Source organism: Burkholderia sp. MSMB2157WGS (assembly GCF_001532755.1).
In the GTDB taxonomy this organism is placed as follows: domain Bacteria; phylum Pseudomonadota; class Gammaproteobacteria; order Burkholderiales; family Burkholderiaceae; genus Burkholderia.
In genome coordinates this window covers 310,310-328,495 of the sequence record NZ_LPJG01000053.1, presented here as the reverse complement: position 1 = coordinate 328,495, position 18,186 = coordinate 310,310, and the positions used below count along the sequence as shown (strand labels likewise).

Genomic DNA, 18,186 nt, shown 5'->3' with positions numbered 1-18,186 from the left:
CGTGCGCAATCGGACAGCGAAGGAGAAGCCGCGATGGAAACCCGCATGAGCGAGCCGGGGATCGGCGAACCCGGCCACGGCGGCTCGCTGTCGGAACTGGAGAAGGGGTTGCTCGATGAGGCGCTGCGGCTGCTCGCCGAGACGCGCGCGCGGGCGCTGGAACTCTGTGTCGAGGTCAGCCGGCGGCAGGGCGCCGCCGCGCCGGATGTTCACGATTTCAACCTGCCGACGATCATCGAACTGCAACGGCGCTTCGGTACGCGGTCTTGCCCGTGGGCGGCGCCGTTGCAGGCGCGATCTTCGCCGCCGGCTACGCCGCCGACAGCGTGATCGACACGCCCGTCGCCGTGTAGACCGGCGTGGCCTTGAAGCCGTCGACCGTCACCGTCGCGAACTTCGCGGCCGCCGCCGCGCCGTCGATCAGCGCGATGGTGTCGCCGGCCTTCGGCGCGTAGCCGTTCACGAATTTCACGTGCAGCGTGCCGCCCGCGATGGTGAGCGGGCCGCCCACGCGCAGCCGTCCGCCGCCGTTGCCGTCGATGTCGAGTTCGAGCGTCGTATTGTCGAGCTGCGTGTAGCGGGCGGCGATCGTCACCGGCGCGGCGGCCGCGATGCGCACGCTGCCGCCGGGGCCGACGTACACGTCGCCTTTGCCGAACGCCGTCGTCGACGCGGCCGCCAGCGTGCCGCCATTCACCTGCGTGCCGCCCGTATAGCCGTTGTTGCCCGCCAGCGTCAGCGTGCCGCTGCCTTGCAGCGTCAGCTTGCCGGCGCCCGCGACGTCGTTGCGCCACAGATCGGCGGCATTGAAGCCGCCCTGCGACGCATCCATCGACACGATCACGTTGCCGTTGAACGCGCCGTAGCCGTCGGCCGCGGCGAACAGGTTCAGACGACCCCAGCCTTCCGCGTCGTCCATGACCGGATAGCCGGACGGCAGCTCGGTCGTTTTCAGCACGACGCGCCGCTGGTCGGCGCTCAGGTACGGAAAGCGCGTCTGCAGCAGAATCTCCGCGCCCTTCGGCACGACCGGCGGTGCGTTCGTCGATTCGAGCGCGCCGAAGCCGAACGTCATGCGGCGCAGGAACGCGGCGCGGTTCGCCGTGTAGTCGGCGAACCGGTCGGTGGCCGGCGTGCCGGAATGCGCGAATGCGGAGAACGTCGTGGCGTTCGTTCCCGTCAGTTGCTGCAGCGTCTGATGGGCTTGCGTGTAGGCGGCCTGCGCGTCGCCGGCGTACGCGCTCAGGTTCGCCGCGCTGACGGCCAGCGCGAGCATGCGGCCGCCGATCACGTCGAGCGGCGAATGCATGCCGGCCAGAATCCGGTTCTCGCCGAGCTCGAGGCCGCGGCTGATCATTTCCTGGAAGCGTTCCGGCACGAGCCACGCCATCGTCGTCGCATCGCGCACCGCCTCGGCCGTGTGGCCGCTGATGAAGCCGCCGTCGGTCGCGGGCGTCGTGCTTTCGGCCGGCACGAGCGTTGGCGCGACGATCACGCTCGTGCTCCAGCGGTACGGACGCGCGTATTTGAAGAAGCGCTTCGAAGGCTCGGTCGACGCGTTGTTGCCCATTTCGTTGAGCAGGTCGACGACCTTGCCGAAGCCGGCGTTGCCGCCGCTGCTGCCGACGCCGACGTTGTTGCCGGCGTCGTTGTACAGCACGGTCGTCGCATCGGCGGGCACGCTGGTGATGCTGGTCGTCTGCTGGGCCGCGGTGCGCCACGCGGCGGTGAGCGGGCCCATGCCGTCGGTCACGCTGTAGCCCTTGCCGCGCCGGTCGTCGTAGTACGCGGCATCGGCCTGTTGCGGCGTGCGCGCGGTCGTCGCGTCGATCACGTACTGCACGTTGGCCGACAGCACCGCATCGTTCAGGATCGTGCCGCACGGCACGCCGCTGTTCGGCAGACCGGAGCAGGTCGACGGCGAGACGGCCGGGAACGCGCCGTTCGCCGGCGCGGACACGCCCGCGTCGACCAGCATCGTCGACGGTTGCCAGAGATCGAGGAAACGGCTCAACACGCGCACCGCGGCGTTGGTCGACAGCGTCGCATAGCGCGCATCGCCGCGCTGGTTGGTCGCGACGTTGTCGACGAAAGCGGGCGCGCTCGGGATCGGCGCGCTGTCGACGAAGCCGGGGGCGGCGGGCGGCGCGGGCACGGCCGCGGCGATCGTGCCGGTCGACGTGACGTCGTCGCCGCCGCCGCAGGCAGCCAGTACGATCGCACTCGACAATGCCGCGACGTGCAGCGGGAAACGGCTTCGTGACGCAAACATGCAAGACTCCATCCTGATGGTCGAAGATGGAGGATTGTGGGGAGCGATCGTTACGCGGCCGTTACGGAATTGTTTCGCGTCGTCGTCGATACGCACCAAATTCCCACTATCTGGTTAATTTCCGATGCTTAACGTGACGGCGGCGCGAACGCGTGCACCCGTCACCGAGACAGGGCGACGGACGCCGGCCTACGCGCCGGCCGCACGCACGTCGAGCCGGAACAGCGATACGGCCTCGGCAAGCCGGCTGCCCTGTTCCTCGAGCGACTTCGATGCGGCGGCGGCCTGCTCGACGAGTGCCGCATTCTGCTGCGTGACTTCGTCCATTTGCGTGATGGCCAGATTGACCTGCTCGATGCCGCGGCTCTGCTCGCTCGACGCCGCGGCGATCTCGCCCATGATGTCGGTCACGCGCGAGATCGCATGCGTGACCTCGCTCATCGTCTCGCCCGCATTGTTCGCGATATGCGAGCCGTCCTGGATTTTCCGGACCGATTGCGAGATCAGCGCGCGAATTTCCTTCGCGGCGCTCGACGAACGCTGCGCAAGACTCCTGACTTCGCTGGCAACCACCGCGAAGCCGCGACCCTGCTCGCCGGCGCGGGCGGCTTCCACGGCTGCGTTGAGCGCGAGAATGTTGGTCTGGAACGCGATCCCTTCGATGATGCCGGTGATCTCGGCGATCCTGGTGGAGCTCGTGCTGATGTCCGTCATCGTGTCGACCATCAGGCCGACCGCCGCGCTGCCGCGCTGGGCGACCTCGGATGCGTTGTTGGCCAGGCCGCTCGCCTGCTGCGCATTGTCGGCGTTCAGGCGCACGGTGGATGTCAGTTGCTCCATGCTCGACGCGGTTTCCTGCAACGATGCGGCCTGCTGCTCGGTGCGGGAGGACAGGTCCTGGTTGCCGGACGCGATTTCGCCGGCGCCTGTCGCGACGTTGCCCGATGCGGTACGCACTTCCGAGATCAGGCGGATCAGGTTCGCCTGCATGTCGCGCATGGACGCCAGGACGCTGCCGGGCGGCGCGGCGCCGGTCGTGGATTCGGCGCCGAGGTTGCCGGCGGCGATATGGCCGGCGATCTCGCTGAGCGCGGCGGGCTCCGTGCCCAGCGCGCGCAGCAGGCCGCGGGTGATGAAGACGCCCGAGATTGCCGCTGCCGCCGCCGCGGCGATGCAGAGGGCGATCAGCATCAGTCGTCGCGAGGTATAGCGGTCGTTCGATTCCGTCACGAGTTGGGCGGCCCGCGAGCGCGTGTACGTCGCATACGCGTCGGTGGCCGCGACGAGTTGGGCCAGCAGCGGGCGGCACTGTTCGTTGATCATCGCGATCGCCTGATCGCGCCGGTTGTTGGCCGCCGCATCGACGATGGCGCGCGCCACGGGGCCGTACTGCGCCTCGACCGCCGCGATTTGCCGAACCAGTTCGCGCGATTTGTCGGACGCGCCGCTTCCTTCGCGGACCGCGTTCGTCAGCTCGCCCAACAGCGCACTGACGTCGCGGTCGGCCTGCAGTGCCGCCTCCTTCTCGATGTCCGCGTCGCGTGGCCCAGTCGCCAGGACCTGGTTGCGGGCGGCGATCGCGCGCCGGTCGACCGCGACGCGAACCTTGTCCGCCAGCGTTGCGCGGGCGTTGGTGCCGTTGACGTAATGCTCGAATGCCGCGTTCGCGTTGCCGAGCGATACGATGCCGAGGAGGGAGACGAGCACAACCGTGCACGTCAGCAGTCCGAAAGCGATGATCAGCTTCGTGCGAACCGTTAACCGTCGATCGCTCATGGGGAAATTCCGGTCGTGAGTATCAAATAGCTTTCCTTATTATCGGAATGGTGAATGAACAATTTAGGACCGCTGCGCCGGGGCAATCGTTTGCGCGTAACCGACCTTCGAAAAAAATTCGCGCCGTGCGCCGCACGCATCACGCCGTCGTTCCGACATCGCTCAACTTCCCGCCCCCGGTGCCGTTAAATGGATCAGGATCGGCCTGTTCACCGATCCAGTTCAATCATCACGCGGTAACGGAGACAAAAGTCATCATGCTGTCATCAATTCGCGCCCGGATACTGGCGACGTGCGTCGCCATCGTCGTGACGGCGCTGGCCGTAACCGGGGGGCTCGTCTATTACGTCGTCAAGACCCACAACGACGAGGCCATCGACCAGAATCACCAGTCGATCCTCGCCGGCCACGCGCTCGCGATCGACGAATGGGTGGCGAGCCGGGCGCGCGAAACCCAGGCGCTCGCGGACACGATCGCGATCGGCGACGGCGACCCGGTGCCGGCGTTGAAGCTGCTCGGCAAGTCGGGCGGCTTCGCGGTGCTGACGCTCGGCCTGCCGGACAAGACGGCGTTCTCGAATGTGCCGCTCGCCCCCGGCTACGATCCGACCGCGCGACCTTGGTACAAGCAGGCCGTCGGCGCGGGCCGTCTGGTCGTGACGGCGCTTTACCGCGATGCGACGAGCGGCAAGCCGGCCGTGGCGTTCGCGGTGCCCGTGGTGCGCGACGGCGCGGTGAAGGGCGTGCTGGCAGCCAGCCTGTTCATGGAGAACGTGAGCTCGATCGTGACTTCCGTTCACCCGACCCCGGCGAGCTTCGCGTTTCTGGTCGACAAGAGCGGGCGCGTGATCGCGTCGGCCAAGACCGACCTGATCATGAAGCCGGCCACCGGTCTCTCGCCGGAACTCGATGCCGACCGCCTCGCTGCACTGCAGACGGCATCCGCGCCCGTCGCGGTCGACATCGACGGCGCCGCCAAGCTGATGCGCGCGCAACCGATCGTCGGCACCGACTGGTCGCTGGTGCTCGCGCTCGACAAGGGCGACGTGACGGCCGGCATGCGAGCGGTCGCGACGACGACGCTGCTGGCGATCGCGATCGTCGCCGTCGTCGCGGCCGCGCTCGTCGGCGCGATGACGAACGCAGCCTTCAAGCGCATCCTGATGGTGCGCGATGCGCTCACGGACGTATCGAGCGGCAGCGGCGACCTGACGAAGCGCCTGCCCGCCGACGGCGCCGACGAGGCCGCGCAGATCGCGCGAGCGTTCAACGCCTTCGCCGAGAAGATCAGTGCGATTCTGCTGCAGATCCGCGAGTTCAGCACGTCCGTCAACCTCGCAAGCGCCGAGATCGCGCAGGGCAACCAGGATCTGTCGGCCCGTACCGAACACGCGGCGTCGAGCTTGCAGGAAACGGCCGCCGCGCTCGAGGAGATCGCGGGCACGGCCCGCAATTCGGCCGATGCGGCGAGCCAGGTGAACCGTCTGGCGGAATCGGCGTCGGATGTCGCGCTGCGCGGCGGCACGGTCGTGCGCGAGGTCGTCTCGACGATGAACGACATCACGCAGGCGTCGGGAGAAATCGCCAACATCGTCGGCGTGATCGACGGCATCGCGTTCCAGACCAACATTCTCGCGTTGAACGCCGCCGTCGAGGCGGCACGTGCGAACGAGCATGGCCGCGGCTTCGCGGTCGTCGCCGGCGAGGTGCGTGCGCTCGCGCAGCGCAGCGCGCAGGCTGCACGCGAAATCAAGCAACTGATCCACGCGTCGGTCGAGAAGATCGAGGGCGGCTCCGGGCTCGTCCAGACGGCCGGCGCGACGATGGACGAAATCGTCGACGGCGTGCGCAACATCACGAGCGTGATCGCCGAAATCAGCGTCGCCGCGAAGGAGCAGAGCACGGGGCTCGAGCAGGTGAATCAGGCGGTGTCGCAGCTCGACGATACGACGCAGCAGAACGCGGCGCTCGTCGAGCAATCGGCGGCTGCCGCGACGTCGCTGCGCGAGCAGGCGGCCCGGCTCGCGCAGACGGTCGGCGAGTTCAAGCTGGCGGAGCGTATCGTGCCGGCGTGACGGTCCGGTCGACGGGGCCGGCCAGCGCCTGCTTCGTGCACCGCACCGCAGGCGCATGGCGGCGCCGTGCAGCCCGCCCGGCTGGCATGCCCGCCGGCGATGGGCGGAATCGCGCCCGTATCCTGCGCCGATCGGCGGATGCGTCGCTCACGCCGTGATTGGCTACGATCGATTGCGCGCAGGCAGGCCGGTATCGCTATCGCTGTCGTTCCAGTCAGGCAAGCAGCCCGCGTGCCGCCAGATTCGCATACAGCGCGCGCACGCCGAAGGTCCACGGCGCGATCTCCGTGCAAAGCCGCACGGTGTTGACGAGTGCGCCGAGCGCGGGCGTGGAGATGGTGACGCGATCGCCGAGGTGATGCGTGAACCCGCCGCCCGGCGCGTCGCGATCCTGGATCGGCGAGAACATCGTGCCGAGGAACAGCATGAAGCCGTCCGGATACTGGTGATGCGCGCCGCAGGTCTGCGCGACGAGGTCCGCCGGGTCGCGGCTGATCTCGCGCATGTGGCTGATGCCGTCGAGGACGAAGCCGTCGTCCGCGCCTTCGACGCGCAGCGACACGCTGCATTCCCGCACGCTGTCCAGCGTGAAGCCGTCGTCGAACAGCCGCACGAACGGGCCGATCGCGCACGAGCCGTTGTTGTCCTTGCATTTGCCGAGCAGCAGCGCCGAACGGCCTTCGACGTCGCGCAGGTTCACGTCGTTGCCGAGCGTCGCGCCCACCGGCCGGCCGTCGCTGGCGACCGCCAGCACGATTTCCGGCTCCGGGTTGTTCCACACCGACACGGGCAGCAGCCCCACGTCCGCGCCGAAGCCGACCGCGGACATCGGCTGCGACTTGGAGAACACCTCGGCATCCGGGCCGATGCCCACCTCCATGTATTGCGACCACGCGCCGCGGCGCTCGAGTTCCGCCTTCAGGCGCAGCGCGGCTTCCGAGCCCGGCACGATCTTCGACAGATCGGTGCCGATGGTCGCGGCGATGATGTCGCGTACCTCCGCCGCCTTGGCCGGATCGCCGCCGGCCTGTTCCTCGATCACGCGCTCGATCAGGCTGACCGCAAAGGTGACGCCGCACGCCTTGATGGCCTGCACGTCGCACGGCGCGAGCAGGTGCGTGGCGCCGGGCGTGCCGTCTAGCGCCGCCTGCAGCAGCGGCTCGACGCGGCCGAGCGATTCGCCGGGAGCGGTGCGCGCGACGGCGAGCGCATCGCGGCGGTCGAACAGGTCCGCGGTGGTCGGCACGGTGCGCGTGATGTCGAACACTTCGCCGCCGCGCACGGCGACGACGCTCGGGCCCGCGGGGGCGGTGTCGTGCCGCCAGACGCGGCCGATCAGCAGCGCGTGGGCGAGGTCGTGCGGCAGGCAGTCGGAAACGGTAGGAGTACGCATGGTCAGCTCGGCAAGAGTCGGGGGCGGTGGAGTCAGTGCGAATGGCGCGGGTTGCCGCGCTGCTCGATGACCTTCAGGTACAGCGTGGCCGGTTCGAGGCAGCCGCCGGTGGACAACTGGCCGACGAACCGGCGATAGAGTTCCTGCCACGGCGTTTGCGCCTGCGGCACGGTGAAGCTGGCGGTCTCGCGACGGCGCGCGAGTTCGTCCTCGTCGACGAGCACGTCGACGCTGCGGCGATTCAGGTCCACGCGCACGCGGTCGTTCGTGCGCAGCAGCGCGAGGCCGCCGCCCACCGCGGCTTCCGGCGACATGTTCAGGATCGACGGGCTGGCCGACGTGCCGCTCTGGCGTCCGTCGCCCATGCACGGCAACGACGTGACGCCGCGCTTCACTAGCTCGGCGGGCGGCGCCATGTTCACGACTTCCGAACTGCCCGGGTAGCCGACCGTGCCGCAGCCGCGGATCACGAGGATGCAGCGCTCGTCGATGTTCAGCGCGGGATCGTCGATGCGCGCGTGGTAGTCCTCGGGGCCGTCGAACACGATCGCGCGCGCCTCGAACGTATTCTCCGCGCCCGGCTCGGCAAGATAGGTCCGGCGGAACGCGTCGCCCACCACCGACATCTTCATGATCGCGCTGTCGAAGAAGTTGCCCGACAGCACCATGAAGCCGGCGCCATGCTTGAGCGGCGCGTCGGGCGTACGGATCACGTCGCGGTCGGCGTCCTGCGCGGTATCGGCGATCTCGCCGATCGCGCGGCCCGATACGGTCAGGCAGTCGCGCCGCAGCAGCCCAGCCGCGTCGAGCTGGCGCAGCACGGCCGGCACGCCGCCGGCGCGGTGGAAGCTCTCCCCGAGGTATTCGCCGGCCGGCATGCAGTTCACGAGCAGCGGCACGGCTTCACCGAAACGCTGCCAGTCGTCCAGGCTCAGCTCGACGCCCATGTGGCGTGCGATGGCGATCAGATGCGGCGGACAGTTGGTCGAGGCGCCGAGCGCCGACGCGACGACGATCGCATTCTCGAAGGCCGCGCGCGTCATGATCGTCGACGGGCGCAGGTCTTCGCGAACGAGTTCGACCGCGCGCTTGCCGGTGGCGTATGCCATCTGGCCGCGCTCGCGATAGGCGGCGGGAATGCTCGCGCAACCGGGCAGCGACATGCCCAGCGCCTCGGCGAGGCTGTTCATCGACAGCGCCGTGCCCATGGTATTGCAGTGGCCGATCGACGGCGACGAAGCCGTGGTCAGCTGCATGAAGCCTTCGTAGTCGATCTCGCCCGCGGCGAGCAGGTTGCGCGCATGCCAGATCACCGTGCCCGAGCCGACCCGCTTGCCCTCGTGCCAGCCGTCGAGCATCGGGCCGCCCGACAGCACGATCGCGGGCATGTCGACGGTCGCGGCCGCCATCAGGCAGGCCGGCGTGGTCTTGTCGCAGCCGGTCGTCAGCACCACGCCGTCCAGCGGAAAACCGTGCAGCACTTCCACCAGCCCGAGGTAGGCGAGATTGCGGTCGAGCGCGGCCGTGGGCCGGCGGCTCTGCTCGGCCAGCGGATGCACGGGGAACTCCATCGGAATGCCGCCCGCATCGCGAATGCCGGCCTTGGTGCGCTCGGCCAGCTCGATGTGGTGACGGTTGCACGGCGCGAGATCGCTGCCCGTCTGCGCGATGCCGATGACAGGGCGGCCCGACTGCAGCTCCTCGCGCGTCAATCCGTAGTTCATGAAGCGCTCGACATAGAGCGCGGTCATGTCGGCGTGCGCGGGATCGTCGAACCATTCCTGGCTGCGCAGGCGGCGAGGGGTGTGTGACATGGCAGGCTGTCTCCTGAGGGGGCCTTTCTCGTTTTGCGTGCCGGATGGTACCGGTAACATCGTCTGGATGTTAGCACGGGTTTTTTGCGTAGCGGAAGGGATTTCGTGCGCGCGTGGCGAAGGAGCGGGGCAGGGGGGCGGTACGAAGCCGCGCGCATCGCGTGTCGGGATGCGCGCGGCCGTCGGCTCGTCAGGCGCTTTCCCGCGGGATGATCGTGTAGTCGATACGGATGCTTTTCGCGTCGGTCCGCTCGCCGCCGTCACGCGCCTGGAGCGCCGCCAGCAACGCTTCGCCGGTGCGCAGCCCGATGCCGTACGCGTCGACCGATACGGTCGTGATCGTCGGGTGGCAGCATGTCGCGACTTCGAAGTTTCCGAAGCCGGCGACGGCGATGTCGGCCGGCACGGCGAGCCCGCGCCGGTGGCACTCCATGATCGCGCCGAATGCCGACATGTCGCTCACGCACATCACCGCGTCGGTATCCGGCCATTGCGCCAGCAGCGCTGCCATTGCGGGGCCGCCGTGGCTCATCGTGATCGGCGATTCGCCGAGCCGCACGACGCGCGGTTCGCCCAAGCCCAGCGCCTTGATCTCCGCCTGGTAGCCCTTGAGCCGGTCGAGGCCGCGGCGATCCAGTTCGCTCGCGCCGACCAGAAAGCCGATGCGTCGATAGCCGCGCTCGGCCAGGTGGCGCACCATCGCGCGGGCGGCGCGCACGTTCGAGAAGCCGACGGCGGTGTCGATGGGGCGCGTGGGCAGGTCCCACATCTCGACCACCGGAATCGCCGAGCGCTCCAATACCTTGCGTGTCGCATCGGTGTGCTGCGACCCCGTCAGCGCAATGCAGCGCGGCTGGTGTCGCAGCATCGACCGGACGAGCCGTTCTTCGCGTTCCAGGTCGTAGTCGGTGTCGCCGAGCAGCAACTGGAGGCCATGCGGTTCGAGCGCATCGGTCAGGCCGCGCACGGTGTCCGAGAAGTTGGAACTCGACAGCGACGGCACCAGCACCGCGACGAATTCCGACCGCCCAGACGACAGCGCACCGGCGGCGGCATCCGCCACGTAGCCGAGCTGCTCGATGGCCTCGCAGACCCGTGCGCGCGTCTCGGCGGCCACGCTGTGGCCGGCGAGCACGCGCGACACCGTCATCTTCGATACGCCGGCGAGGCGCGCTACGTCGGACATGCGGGGCGGCCCGGCGGGCCGGACGGCGGTGGGACTGGGCATCGGAATCGCGATCGGGAGAAAGCCGGAAAGGCTACATCATACCGGGGCGGCGTACCGTGCAGGCCGGCCGCGGCGTGCTCGTCGCGGTGAGGTCCGTACTAGGGAAACCACGCGTTCGGCGGCACTTGTACGCGCCTGTCGCGGCATGCTACCTTGAGGTTTGTTACCGGTATCAACGCACTGATCGCTCCCGTCGCCTCGTCGGCTTTTTTTTGCCACCGGATGTTATCGGTAACATCGATGCGTCAAGCGCACTCGCCGGTACGAAGAAGACCTACACGAACAGGAGACAGACCGATGCCATCCATTACGCAGGCCGCTGCCGCACCGGCCGCGGCCGACTCGTCCGAAGACGCCCTTTACCGCAAGGTCATGCGGCGCATCCTGCCGTTGCTCCTGCTCTGCTACGTCGTGGCTTACCTGGACCGCGTCAACGTGGGCTTCGCGAAGCTGCAGATGCTGGACGACCTGAGCCTGAGCGACGGCGTCTATGCGCTCGGCGCCAGCATCTTCTTCTGGGGCTATTTCCTGTTCGAGATGCCCAGCAACCTGCTGCTGCACCGCTACGGCGCACGCTTCTGGATCGCTCGGATCATGATCACGTGGGGCATCGTGTCGTCGTCGATGGCGTTCATCGTGCCGCTCGCGCAGTTCTTCCACGTGCAGACGACCACGATGTTCTACACGCTGCGCTTCCTGCTGGGGCTGTGCGAAGCCGGGTTTTTCCCGGGCGTCATCCTGTACATGAATTACTGGTTCCCGGCGCGCCGCCAGAGCGTGGCGATGTCGGGCTTCCTGGTCGCGATCCCGCTGAGCCTGACGCTCGGCAGTGTGGTGTCCGGCTGGCTGATGGAGCAGACGCACGGCCTGTCGGGCATGAGCGGCTGGCAATGGATGCTGCTGCTCGAAGGGCTGCCGTCGATCGTGGTGGCGTTCGTCGTGCTGGCCTGCCTCGGCGACGGCCCGCAGTCGGCGAAGTGGCTGTCCGCCGACGAAAAGGCGGTGCTGTCGCGCAACCTCGAATCCGAGGCCGCGCACAAGTCGCACAGCATCGGCGCCGCGCTGCGCAGCCCGCGCGTGTGGCTGCTCACCTTCATCCTGCTCACGTTCAATACCGGCTTCTACGGGCTGGCCTTCTGGCTGCCGTCGATCATTCGCGCGTCGGGCGTGCACAGCCCGCTGCACATCGGCGTGCTGACGGCCATTCCGTACCTGACGGCGATCTTCGCGATGGTGTGGAACGCGTCGCACTCGCGCAAGACCGGCGAACGCCGCCTGCATGCGGCGATTCCCGCGCTGATCGGCGGCGTCTTCCTGATCCTGAGCGCGGCGTTTGCGCGGAACGTGGCGCTGTCGATCGTATTCGTGACCATCGCCACGTGCGGCATTCTCGCGCTGATGCCGATCTACTGGACCTTCCCGGGGCAGATCCTGTCCGGCACGGCCGCGGCCGCCGGCATCGCGCTGATCAACTCGGTGGGCAACCTGTCCGGCTTCACGGGCTCGATGATCACCGGCGTCGCCAAGCAGATGACCGGCGACATCAACAACGGGACCTATGCGCTGGGCGCTTGTCTGCTGATCAGTTGCGTGCTGATCGCGTCGATTCCGCGCGATATTCTGCGGCCACCGGCGGGGCGGTAGGGCGTTCGCCCGACATGACATGCCGGGCCGGGACATCGCGCCGGCCCGGCGCCGGAGGCATCGCGCCACGTGGATTGATCTCGTGTGAGTTCGCTCGACCGTCACACGCGGAATTCCGGCTACCTCCAGCCAGGGACGCCCGGCGCGCTACTCCGCTTTCTCGTCGGCGGGCGTCATGCGTCCTCCAGTGCGAAGCGCACCTTGTTCCCGAGCGTGCGTAACCGCTCGACCGGTTCGTTCGAGAACACGAAACGCACGTACTGCGCGCCGTGGGTGACGCCCCATCCGGTCATAGCCGTCGCACATACGCCGTGGCGTAGCAGTCGCTCCGACATCTGCGATCCGGTCAGGCCGAAATCGGACACGCGCAGCAGCATCGACCAGCCGCCCGCCGGCATGCCGAACGGGAGTCCCGACAGTTCGGCGGCGACGGTATCCCGCCGCTTCTCGAGTTCACTCACATAGCCAGGCAGATCGGATGTGGAATGCTCGAGCGCAACCGCCGCGGCCTCCTGAGCTATGCCGACCGGCACCACGACATTGGCGAGCGACACGGCCACAAGATCCGGAATCAGCCATTCCGGCGCGACGATCCAGCCGACCCGCCAGCCAATCATGCGCAGCTCCTTCGACGCGGCGCCGACCGTGACCGTACGCTCGGCCATGCCGGGCAGGCCGGCAGGATGGATGACCGTGCGTCCATCGAAGAGCAGCCGTTCCATCGCGCTGTCGAGGATCAGCAGCAGATCGTTCTGCACACATAGGCTCGCGATCAGTTGCCAGTCGGACGCATCGAAGACGCCCCCCGACGGCATCGACGGAGACATCAGCAGCATGGCCCGCGTTTTCGGACCGATCGCTGCCCGCAGCGCGGCCTGGTCCAGCTTCCATTCGCCGCCCGGCGTGAAGGCGAACGGGACTTGCCGGGGCACACCGCCCGCAAGGCGGACGCGGTTCAGCAGACCCGCGTACGTCGGATCGGTGACGATGACTTCGTCGCCGGTCTCGATGGTGGCGAGCAGCGTATTCAGAATGCCGGAGAGTCCGCCGGCCGACACCACCACCTGGTCGGCCGTGAAGCGCTGCCCCGAAAGCGCCGATACGTGGGCGGCAGCGCTTGCGCGTAGCCGATCCTGACCGACGAAGGGCAAATATGAATTGGCCGAGTCTCGCTGGATTGCGTCTCGGGTGAAGGCGAGCGCTTCCGAAGTGGGTGGGATGTCGGTATCGAGATTTTCGAGTCGCAAGAGGTCGACGTCGGCACGATCGGCGATCGAACCCATGCGATCGACGCCGATGCCGGCAATGTGCTGCAGACGCACAGGACGGTGGTGGCGCATCGAGCCTCCGATCTTGTTACAATTTAATAGATAATATATGCATGGTGGTCGACATGAAGGTTGAAGTCAAGGACGATCGCTCGCTGGCCGATCGGATCGCTGTCGCATTGGCGGACCGCATCATCTCGGGCGTCATCGCGCCGGGGGAGTGGCTGCGTCAGGACCACATCGCGGCGGAGTTCGGCGCGAGCCATGTGCCGGTGCGCGAGGCGTTCAGACGGCTGGAAGCGCAGGGGTTGGCCGTGGTGGAACCGCGACGAGGCGTGCGGGCGGCGCCGCTCGAGCCGGCGGACGTGCTTGAAATGGCCAAGATGCGTGCCGCTTTCGAGGCGCTGGCGCTGCGCGAGGCGATGCCCGCTCTCGACGCGTGTGCGCTGGAGGAACTCGATGCGATCCTCGATCAGGAGGCGGCGGCGCATGGCATAGCCGTGCTGGGTACGCTGAATCTGAGGTTTCATCGCGCATTGACCGCGCGGTGCGGGATGCCGCGGCTCGTCGCCGCGATTGGCGACATGCATCGGGCCAGCGCACGGCATTTGTATGCGACGTGGCAGCAACTGGACTGGCAGGATCGCTCGAACGGCGAGCATCGGGATATCGTTCGGGCAATACGTGATGGGGATGTGGACGCAGCGTGTGCGGCTCTGTCCGCGCATATTCTGGCTGCGGGGGATGCGCTGGCTCAGGCGTTGTGCAGGCGGTAGGGAGGCAGGTCGAGCCCGGGAGCGTCAAGCGGTCTCAAAGCCGGTTTCGGGAATGGCGCGCGTCTTCTGCGGGACGGTTATAGCTAAACGCGTCGGGCGGCATGCGGCCACGAACGGCCGTTCGACACAGCTTTTTAGATCGTCGACAATCGGTGCGGATACGGGCGTAGCCTTTAGCGGTTACCGTCGATCAGATCGTTCAGCAGCGCATCGAACGCGGCCTGTGCGTCTTCAAGTTCCTGCAGGGCGGCATCAAAGGTTTGCAGCGCGAACGGCGAAGGCTCGCCGCTGCCTTGCGGCGGAAATTGCTTCTGCATCGAGGCGAACGTACTCTGCACGCGCAGCGTGGCGGCCACCATGCGCTCCATCGCCTGGGTTTCTTCGGCTCGGGCCTGTTCCGGATTCATTCCTCTCTCCTTGGATGGTTTTCTTGAAGACCAGATCGTACACGCTGTGTCCGTTCTTGCCGCCCTTGGCAGAACGACTCCGTTGAAGGTTCCAACGGCACGCTGCGGGAGAAGCGATTTAATCGGGAATGATTCCGCAGTCGCGCCGAGGCCAAGATACTCATCGAGCGTGGCTATAAAACCCCGCCGCAGGTCACAACGATTGGCCGCTTTGGATAAATCTGAAGGGCCGTTCTGGGTCTGCTACAGCCGAACACGTGCGACTGCAGCCGGCCAAGAGACGACACTCGGCCAAGTGAATCGGCCGCCCTGACGACGGAAAACTTCCCCCTGTGAACGGAACGTGCCTTGCTGCGTGTCTGGCATTTGACTCGCCAGCAGGAATATCGATGATTTACGGAACCTTTCCACCTTGGCTGCATACGCTATCGGTCACATGGATCATTTTGGGTGCGGTCTGTGCCGTTGCAATCGTCGTTGACGAAGTTCGGCATCCTCAGAAGATGTGGATCATGAACGTCGTCTGGCCCCTGACGGCGTTGTTCGGAACGGTCTTATGGATTGCCGCCTACTACGTGTGGGGACGGAATGTCACGGACGCGGGACACGACGCCGACGAACAGCCGTTCGTCGCGATGGTGATGAAGGGTACGAGTCACTGCGGCGCGGGCTGTACGCTCGGAGACATCATTGTCGAGTGGTCGGCTTTTGCCTTCCCCGCCTTGGCAGTCTGGTTCGGTTGGCACACGGTGTTCAATGAAAAAACGTTTGCCGTCTGGATCCCCGATTTTATCGCCGCCTTTCTGTTCGGCATCGTTTTTCAGTACTTCACGATCAAACCGATGCGTGGGCTTTCGGTCGGTGCAGGTTTGATTGCGGCCGTCAGAGCCGATATCGCGTCGATTACTGCTTGGCAGGTAGGCATGTACGGCTTGATGGCCATCATCCAGTTCCTGTGGTTCAAGCCGGTTTACGGGGGTATCGCGAAAGTTGCGAGCCCCGAATTCTGGTTCGCGATGCAGCTCGCGATGCTGGCAGGGTTCGCCACCAGCTATCCCGTCAACTGGTGGCTGATCAATTCGGGTATGAAGGAAAAAATGTAGTGATCTTGACTGCAAGCACGGCGAAGGCGACCCGTGGCACGACATCTTCGGCAGCGGAGCGGAATGCATGGCGAGTGGGGCGATGGACGAAGCTTCCGCCGACAATGCGCACACAAATTCCGGTTGGCAATGCGTTTTTACACGGGGCAGCGAATGCGGGGCCGCCGCGGACGACGGGACGGCGCGTCAGGCACGCATGATTCGGCATGACGCCCGCGCCGACCGCTTCGCGGCGCCCGCACCCGCAAGGACAGGCCGGCGGATGCGGAAAGCGCAACGGGAAATCGGACGCGCGGCGACGCCGGTTCAGTCGAGCCCGCCCTGACACAGATACTTGATCGACAGATAATCGTCGAGCCCATAGCGCGAGCCTTCGCGACCATAGCCCGATTCCTTCACGCCGCCGAACGGCGCGGCCTCGCTCGCGAGCGCGCCTTCGTTGATCCCGACGATGCCCGTCTCGAGCCGCGCCGACACGCGCGCGATGCGCCGCACGTCCTGCGTGTAGAAATATGCGGCGAGCCCGAACGGCGTGTCGTTCGCGGCATCGACCGCTTCGTCCTCGGACGCGAAGCGAAACAGCGCGGCGACGGGGCCGAAGGTTTCCTCGCAGGTCAGCTGCATGTCGCGGGTGGCGTCGGCGAGCACCGTCGGCGTGTAATAGTTCGCGCCGAGCTCGCTCAGGCGCTTGCCGCCCGTCAGCACGCGTGCGCCGCGCTCGACGGCGTCGCCGACGTGGCGCGCGATCTTGTCGACCGCACGCGCGTTGATCATCGGGCCGATCTGCGCGGCCGGATCGGTCGCCGGCGCGACCTTCAGCGCGGCGACGCGCGCGGCGAGTTTCGCGGCGAACGCGTCGTAGACGCCGGCTTGCACGTACACGCGATTCGGCGACACGCACGTTTGCCCGCCGTTGCGGAACTTGGCGGCCATCAGCCCGTCGACCGCGGCATCGAGCTCGGCGTCGTCGAACACGATGAACGGCGCATTGCCGCCGAGTTCGAGCGACAGCTTCTTCAACGTCGCCGCGGATTCGCGCGCGAGCAGCTTGCCGACGGCCGTCGAGCCGGTGAACGTGATCTTGCGCACGCGGGCGTCGGCGAGCCAGTCGGCCGCGGCGTCGATGCCGCGTTCGCGCGACGCCGCGATCAGGTTCAGCACGCCGGGCGGCACGCCGGCTTCCTGCGCGAGAAACGCGAGCGCGAGCGCGGTCAGCGGCGTGTCCTCCGCCGGTTTCGCGACGACCGTGCAGCCGGCCGCGAGCGCGGGCGCGATCTTGCGCGCGATCATCGCGAGCGGGAAATTCCACGGCGTGATCGCGGCGACGACGCCGATCGGCTCCTTCACCGCGCTGAGCCGCTTGCCGCGCTGCTGCTGCGGGATCAGGTCGCCGTACGTGCGCGTCGCTTCCTCCGCGAACCACAGCACGTACGACGCGCCGTACGCGACTTCGCCGCGCGCTTCGGCAAGCGGCTTGCCCTGTTCGCGCGATATCAGCTTCGCGAGATCGTCGGTGTGCGCGACGATCGCCGCATGCCAGGCACGCAGGATCGCGGCCCGTTCGCGCGCGGGCGTCGCGCGCCACGCAGGCAGCGCGCGCGCCGCGGCGTCGGTCGCCGCGCGGGCGTCGGCGGCGCCGCTGTCGGGTGCGTGGGCAACGGTCTCCAGCGTGGCCGGATCGGTGACGGCGAAGCGGCGGCCGTCGAGCGCATCGCGCCAGGCGCCGTCGATCAGGTTGGCGGTGCGAACGAGTTCGGTTCGGGACAGCGTAAGCGGCATGACAGTTCCTTGAATGAAGCGGTTCGGCGACGCTGGCTGCGCGCGGCGGGCGCGACTCCGCCCGCGCGGACAGCCGACTGCCGCGTGACGGGGCGACGCACGCCGGGTGTCAGTGACGTTCGCCGAACAGCGATTCGAGCGGGTAGTGCCGTTTGACGAACGGCGACTTGATGATCACGTAACTGAAATACTTCTCGATGCCGATGTTCTGCTCGAGCAGCCCTTCGACGATCGTCTGGTAATGGCTCACGCTGCGCGTGATGAACTTCAGCAGATAGTCGTAGCCGCCGCTCGCGAGGTGGCATTCGACGATCTCGTCGACGTTGCGGATCGCCGCGACGAAGCGGTCGAAATCCTCGCGCCGATGGTCGGCCAGCGTGACCTCGGTAAACACGACCTGCACGTCGCCGAGTTTCTCGAGCTGGATGTGCGCGCCGTAGCCGCCGATGTAGCCGGCCTTCTCGAGCCGCTTCACGCGGATCAGGCATGGACTGGGCGACAGCCCGACCGCATCGGCCAGCTCGACGTTGGTCATGCGGCCGCGCTTCTGCAACTGGGAGAGGATGCGCAGGTCGATGCGATCCAGCTTGCTGTCCGTCATGTTCACGTGAAAGGGCAAAAATGGAATGTCCGGTTACTTTAGAGTCGAAC

The 18,186-nt window shown here is 67.2% G+C and carries 14 protein-coding genes; 5 read left to right on the top strand and 9 right to left on the bottom strand.

What is annotated here, in order from left to right; all coding sequences use genetic code 11:
• Positions 1 to 33 precede the first annotated feature (33 nt).
• Positions 34 to 330 (top strand): hypothetical protein, encoded by a 297-nt coding sequence (locus WT53_RS31050; protein WP_052100406.1) that lies wholly within the window; start codon positions 34 to 36, stop codon positions 328 to 330.
• Here the strand turns inward: WT53_RS31050 and WT53_RS31045 are convergent.
• Both WT53_RS31045 and WT53_RS31040 read right to left on the bottom strand, forming a co-directional pair.
• Positions 311 to 2,272, bottom strand: a complete 1,962-nt coding sequence (locus tag WT53_RS31045; protein WP_034209101.1) for a phosphatase PAP2 family protein — start codon at positions 2,270 to 2,272, stop codon at positions 311 to 313. The two genes, WT53_RS31050 and WT53_RS31045, sit on opposite strands and share 20 nt — an antisense overlap.
• A gap of 189 nt (positions 2,273 to 2,461) precedes the next feature.
• Positions 2,462 to 4,048 carry a methyl-accepting chemotaxis protein gene (locus WT53_RS31040; protein WP_034209102.1) on the bottom strand — a complete coding sequence of 529 codons (1,587 nt, stop codon included), beginning with the start codon at positions 4,046 to 4,048 and terminating at the stop codon, positions 2,462 to 2,464.
• A 257-nt stretch (positions 4,049 to 4,305) separates the two neighbouring features.
• On the opposite strand from WT53_RS31040, the gene WT53_RS31035 reads away from it, so the two are divergent.
• Positions 4,306 to 6,123 carry a methyl-accepting chemotaxis protein gene (locus tag WT53_RS31035; RefSeq protein ID WP_034209103.1) on the top strand — a complete coding sequence of 606 codons (1,818 nt, stop codon included), beginning with the start codon at positions 4,306 to 4,308 and terminating at the stop codon, positions 6,121 to 6,123.
• 214 nt (positions 6,124 to 6,337) lie between these two features.
• On the opposite strand, the gene WT53_RS31030 is transcribed toward WT53_RS31035, so the two are convergent.
• The 3 genes from WT53_RS31030 to WT53_RS31020 form a co-directional block, all read right to left on the bottom strand.
• Complete coding sequence (locus WT53_RS31030) at positions 6,338 to 7,516, bottom strand: fumarylacetoacetate hydrolase family protein (RefSeq protein WP_034209104.1); 1,179 nt, start codon at positions 7,514 to 7,516, stop codon at positions 6,338 to 6,340.
• A gap of 32 nt (positions 7,517 to 7,548) precedes the next feature.
• Positions 7,549 to 9,330: an IlvD/Edd family dehydratase gene (locus WT53_RS31025; protein ID WP_034209105.1), complete on the bottom strand. Its 1,782-nt coding sequence runs from the start codon at positions 9,328 to 9,330 to the stop codon at positions 7,549 to 7,551.
• 190 nt (positions 9,331 to 9,520) lie between these two features.
• Positions 9,521 to 10,558, bottom strand: a complete 1,038-nt coding sequence (locus tag WT53_RS31020) for a LacI family DNA-binding transcriptional regulator (protein ID WP_080747847.1) — start codon at positions 10,556 to 10,558, stop codon at positions 9,521 to 9,523.
• A gap of 297 nt (positions 10,559 to 10,855) precedes the next feature.
• Here WT53_RS31020 and WT53_RS31015 point away from each other — a divergent pair, with 297 nt between their 5' ends.
• Positions 10,856 to 12,202, top strand: coding sequence for an MFS transporter (locus WT53_RS31015; protein WP_060262661.1), 1,347 nt, complete (start codon positions 10,856 to 10,858; stop codon positions 12,200 to 12,202).
• Positions 12,203 to 12,375: 173 nt separating this feature from the next.
• Here the strand turns inward: WT53_RS31015 and WT53_RS31010 are convergent, their stop codons facing one another.
• Positions 12,376 to 13,542: a pyridoxal phosphate-dependent aminotransferase gene (locus WT53_RS31010; protein WP_060262658.1), complete on the bottom strand. Its 1,167-nt coding sequence runs from the start codon at positions 13,540 to 13,542 to the stop codon at positions 12,376 to 12,378.
• Positions 13,543 to 13,583: 41 nt separating this feature from the next.
• Between WT53_RS31010 and WT53_RS31005 the strand changes: the two genes are divergently transcribed.
• Positions 13,584 to 14,246 carry a GntR family transcriptional regulator gene (locus WT53_RS31005; protein ID WP_060262656.1) on the top strand — a complete coding sequence of 221 codons (663 nt, stop codon included), beginning with the start codon at positions 13,584 to 13,586 and terminating at the stop codon, positions 14,244 to 14,246.
• 173 nt (positions 14,247 to 14,419) lie between these two features.
• Here WT53_RS31005 and WT53_RS31000 read toward each other — a convergent pair whose 3' ends face one another.
• The gene (locus tag WT53_RS31000; RefSeq protein WP_011549124.1) at positions 14,420 to 14,653 is read right to left on the bottom strand and encodes a hypothetical protein; all 234 of its coding nucleotides are present in this window, start codon (positions 14,651 to 14,653) and stop codon (positions 14,420 to 14,422) included.
• Between the two features lie 389 nt (positions 14,654 to 15,042).
• On the opposite strand from WT53_RS31000, the gene WT53_RS30995 reads away from it, so the two are divergent.
• Entirely contained in the window at positions 15,043 to 15,756 is a 714-nt protein-coding gene (locus WT53_RS30995; protein ID WP_060262654.1) for a DUF4396 domain-containing protein, read from the top strand.
• A gap of 306 nt (positions 15,757 to 16,062) precedes the next feature.
• On the opposite strand, the gene WT53_RS30990 is transcribed toward WT53_RS30995, so the two are convergent.
• Together WT53_RS30990 and WT53_RS30985 are read right to left on the bottom strand one after the other, a co-directional pair.
• On the bottom strand, positions 16,063 to 17,535 hold the full coding sequence (locus WT53_RS30990; protein WP_060262653.1) for an NAD-dependent succinate-semialdehyde dehydrogenase: 1,473 nt from the start codon (positions 17,533 to 17,535) through the stop codon (positions 16,063 to 16,065).
• Positions 17,536 to 17,644: 109 nt separating this feature from the next.
• Complete coding sequence (locus WT53_RS30985; protein WP_006749694.1) at positions 17,645 to 18,136, bottom strand: Lrp/AsnC family transcriptional regulator; 492 nt, start codon at positions 18,134 to 18,136, stop codon at positions 17,645 to 17,647.
• Between the last annotated feature and the right edge of the window lie 50 nt (positions 18,137 to 18,186).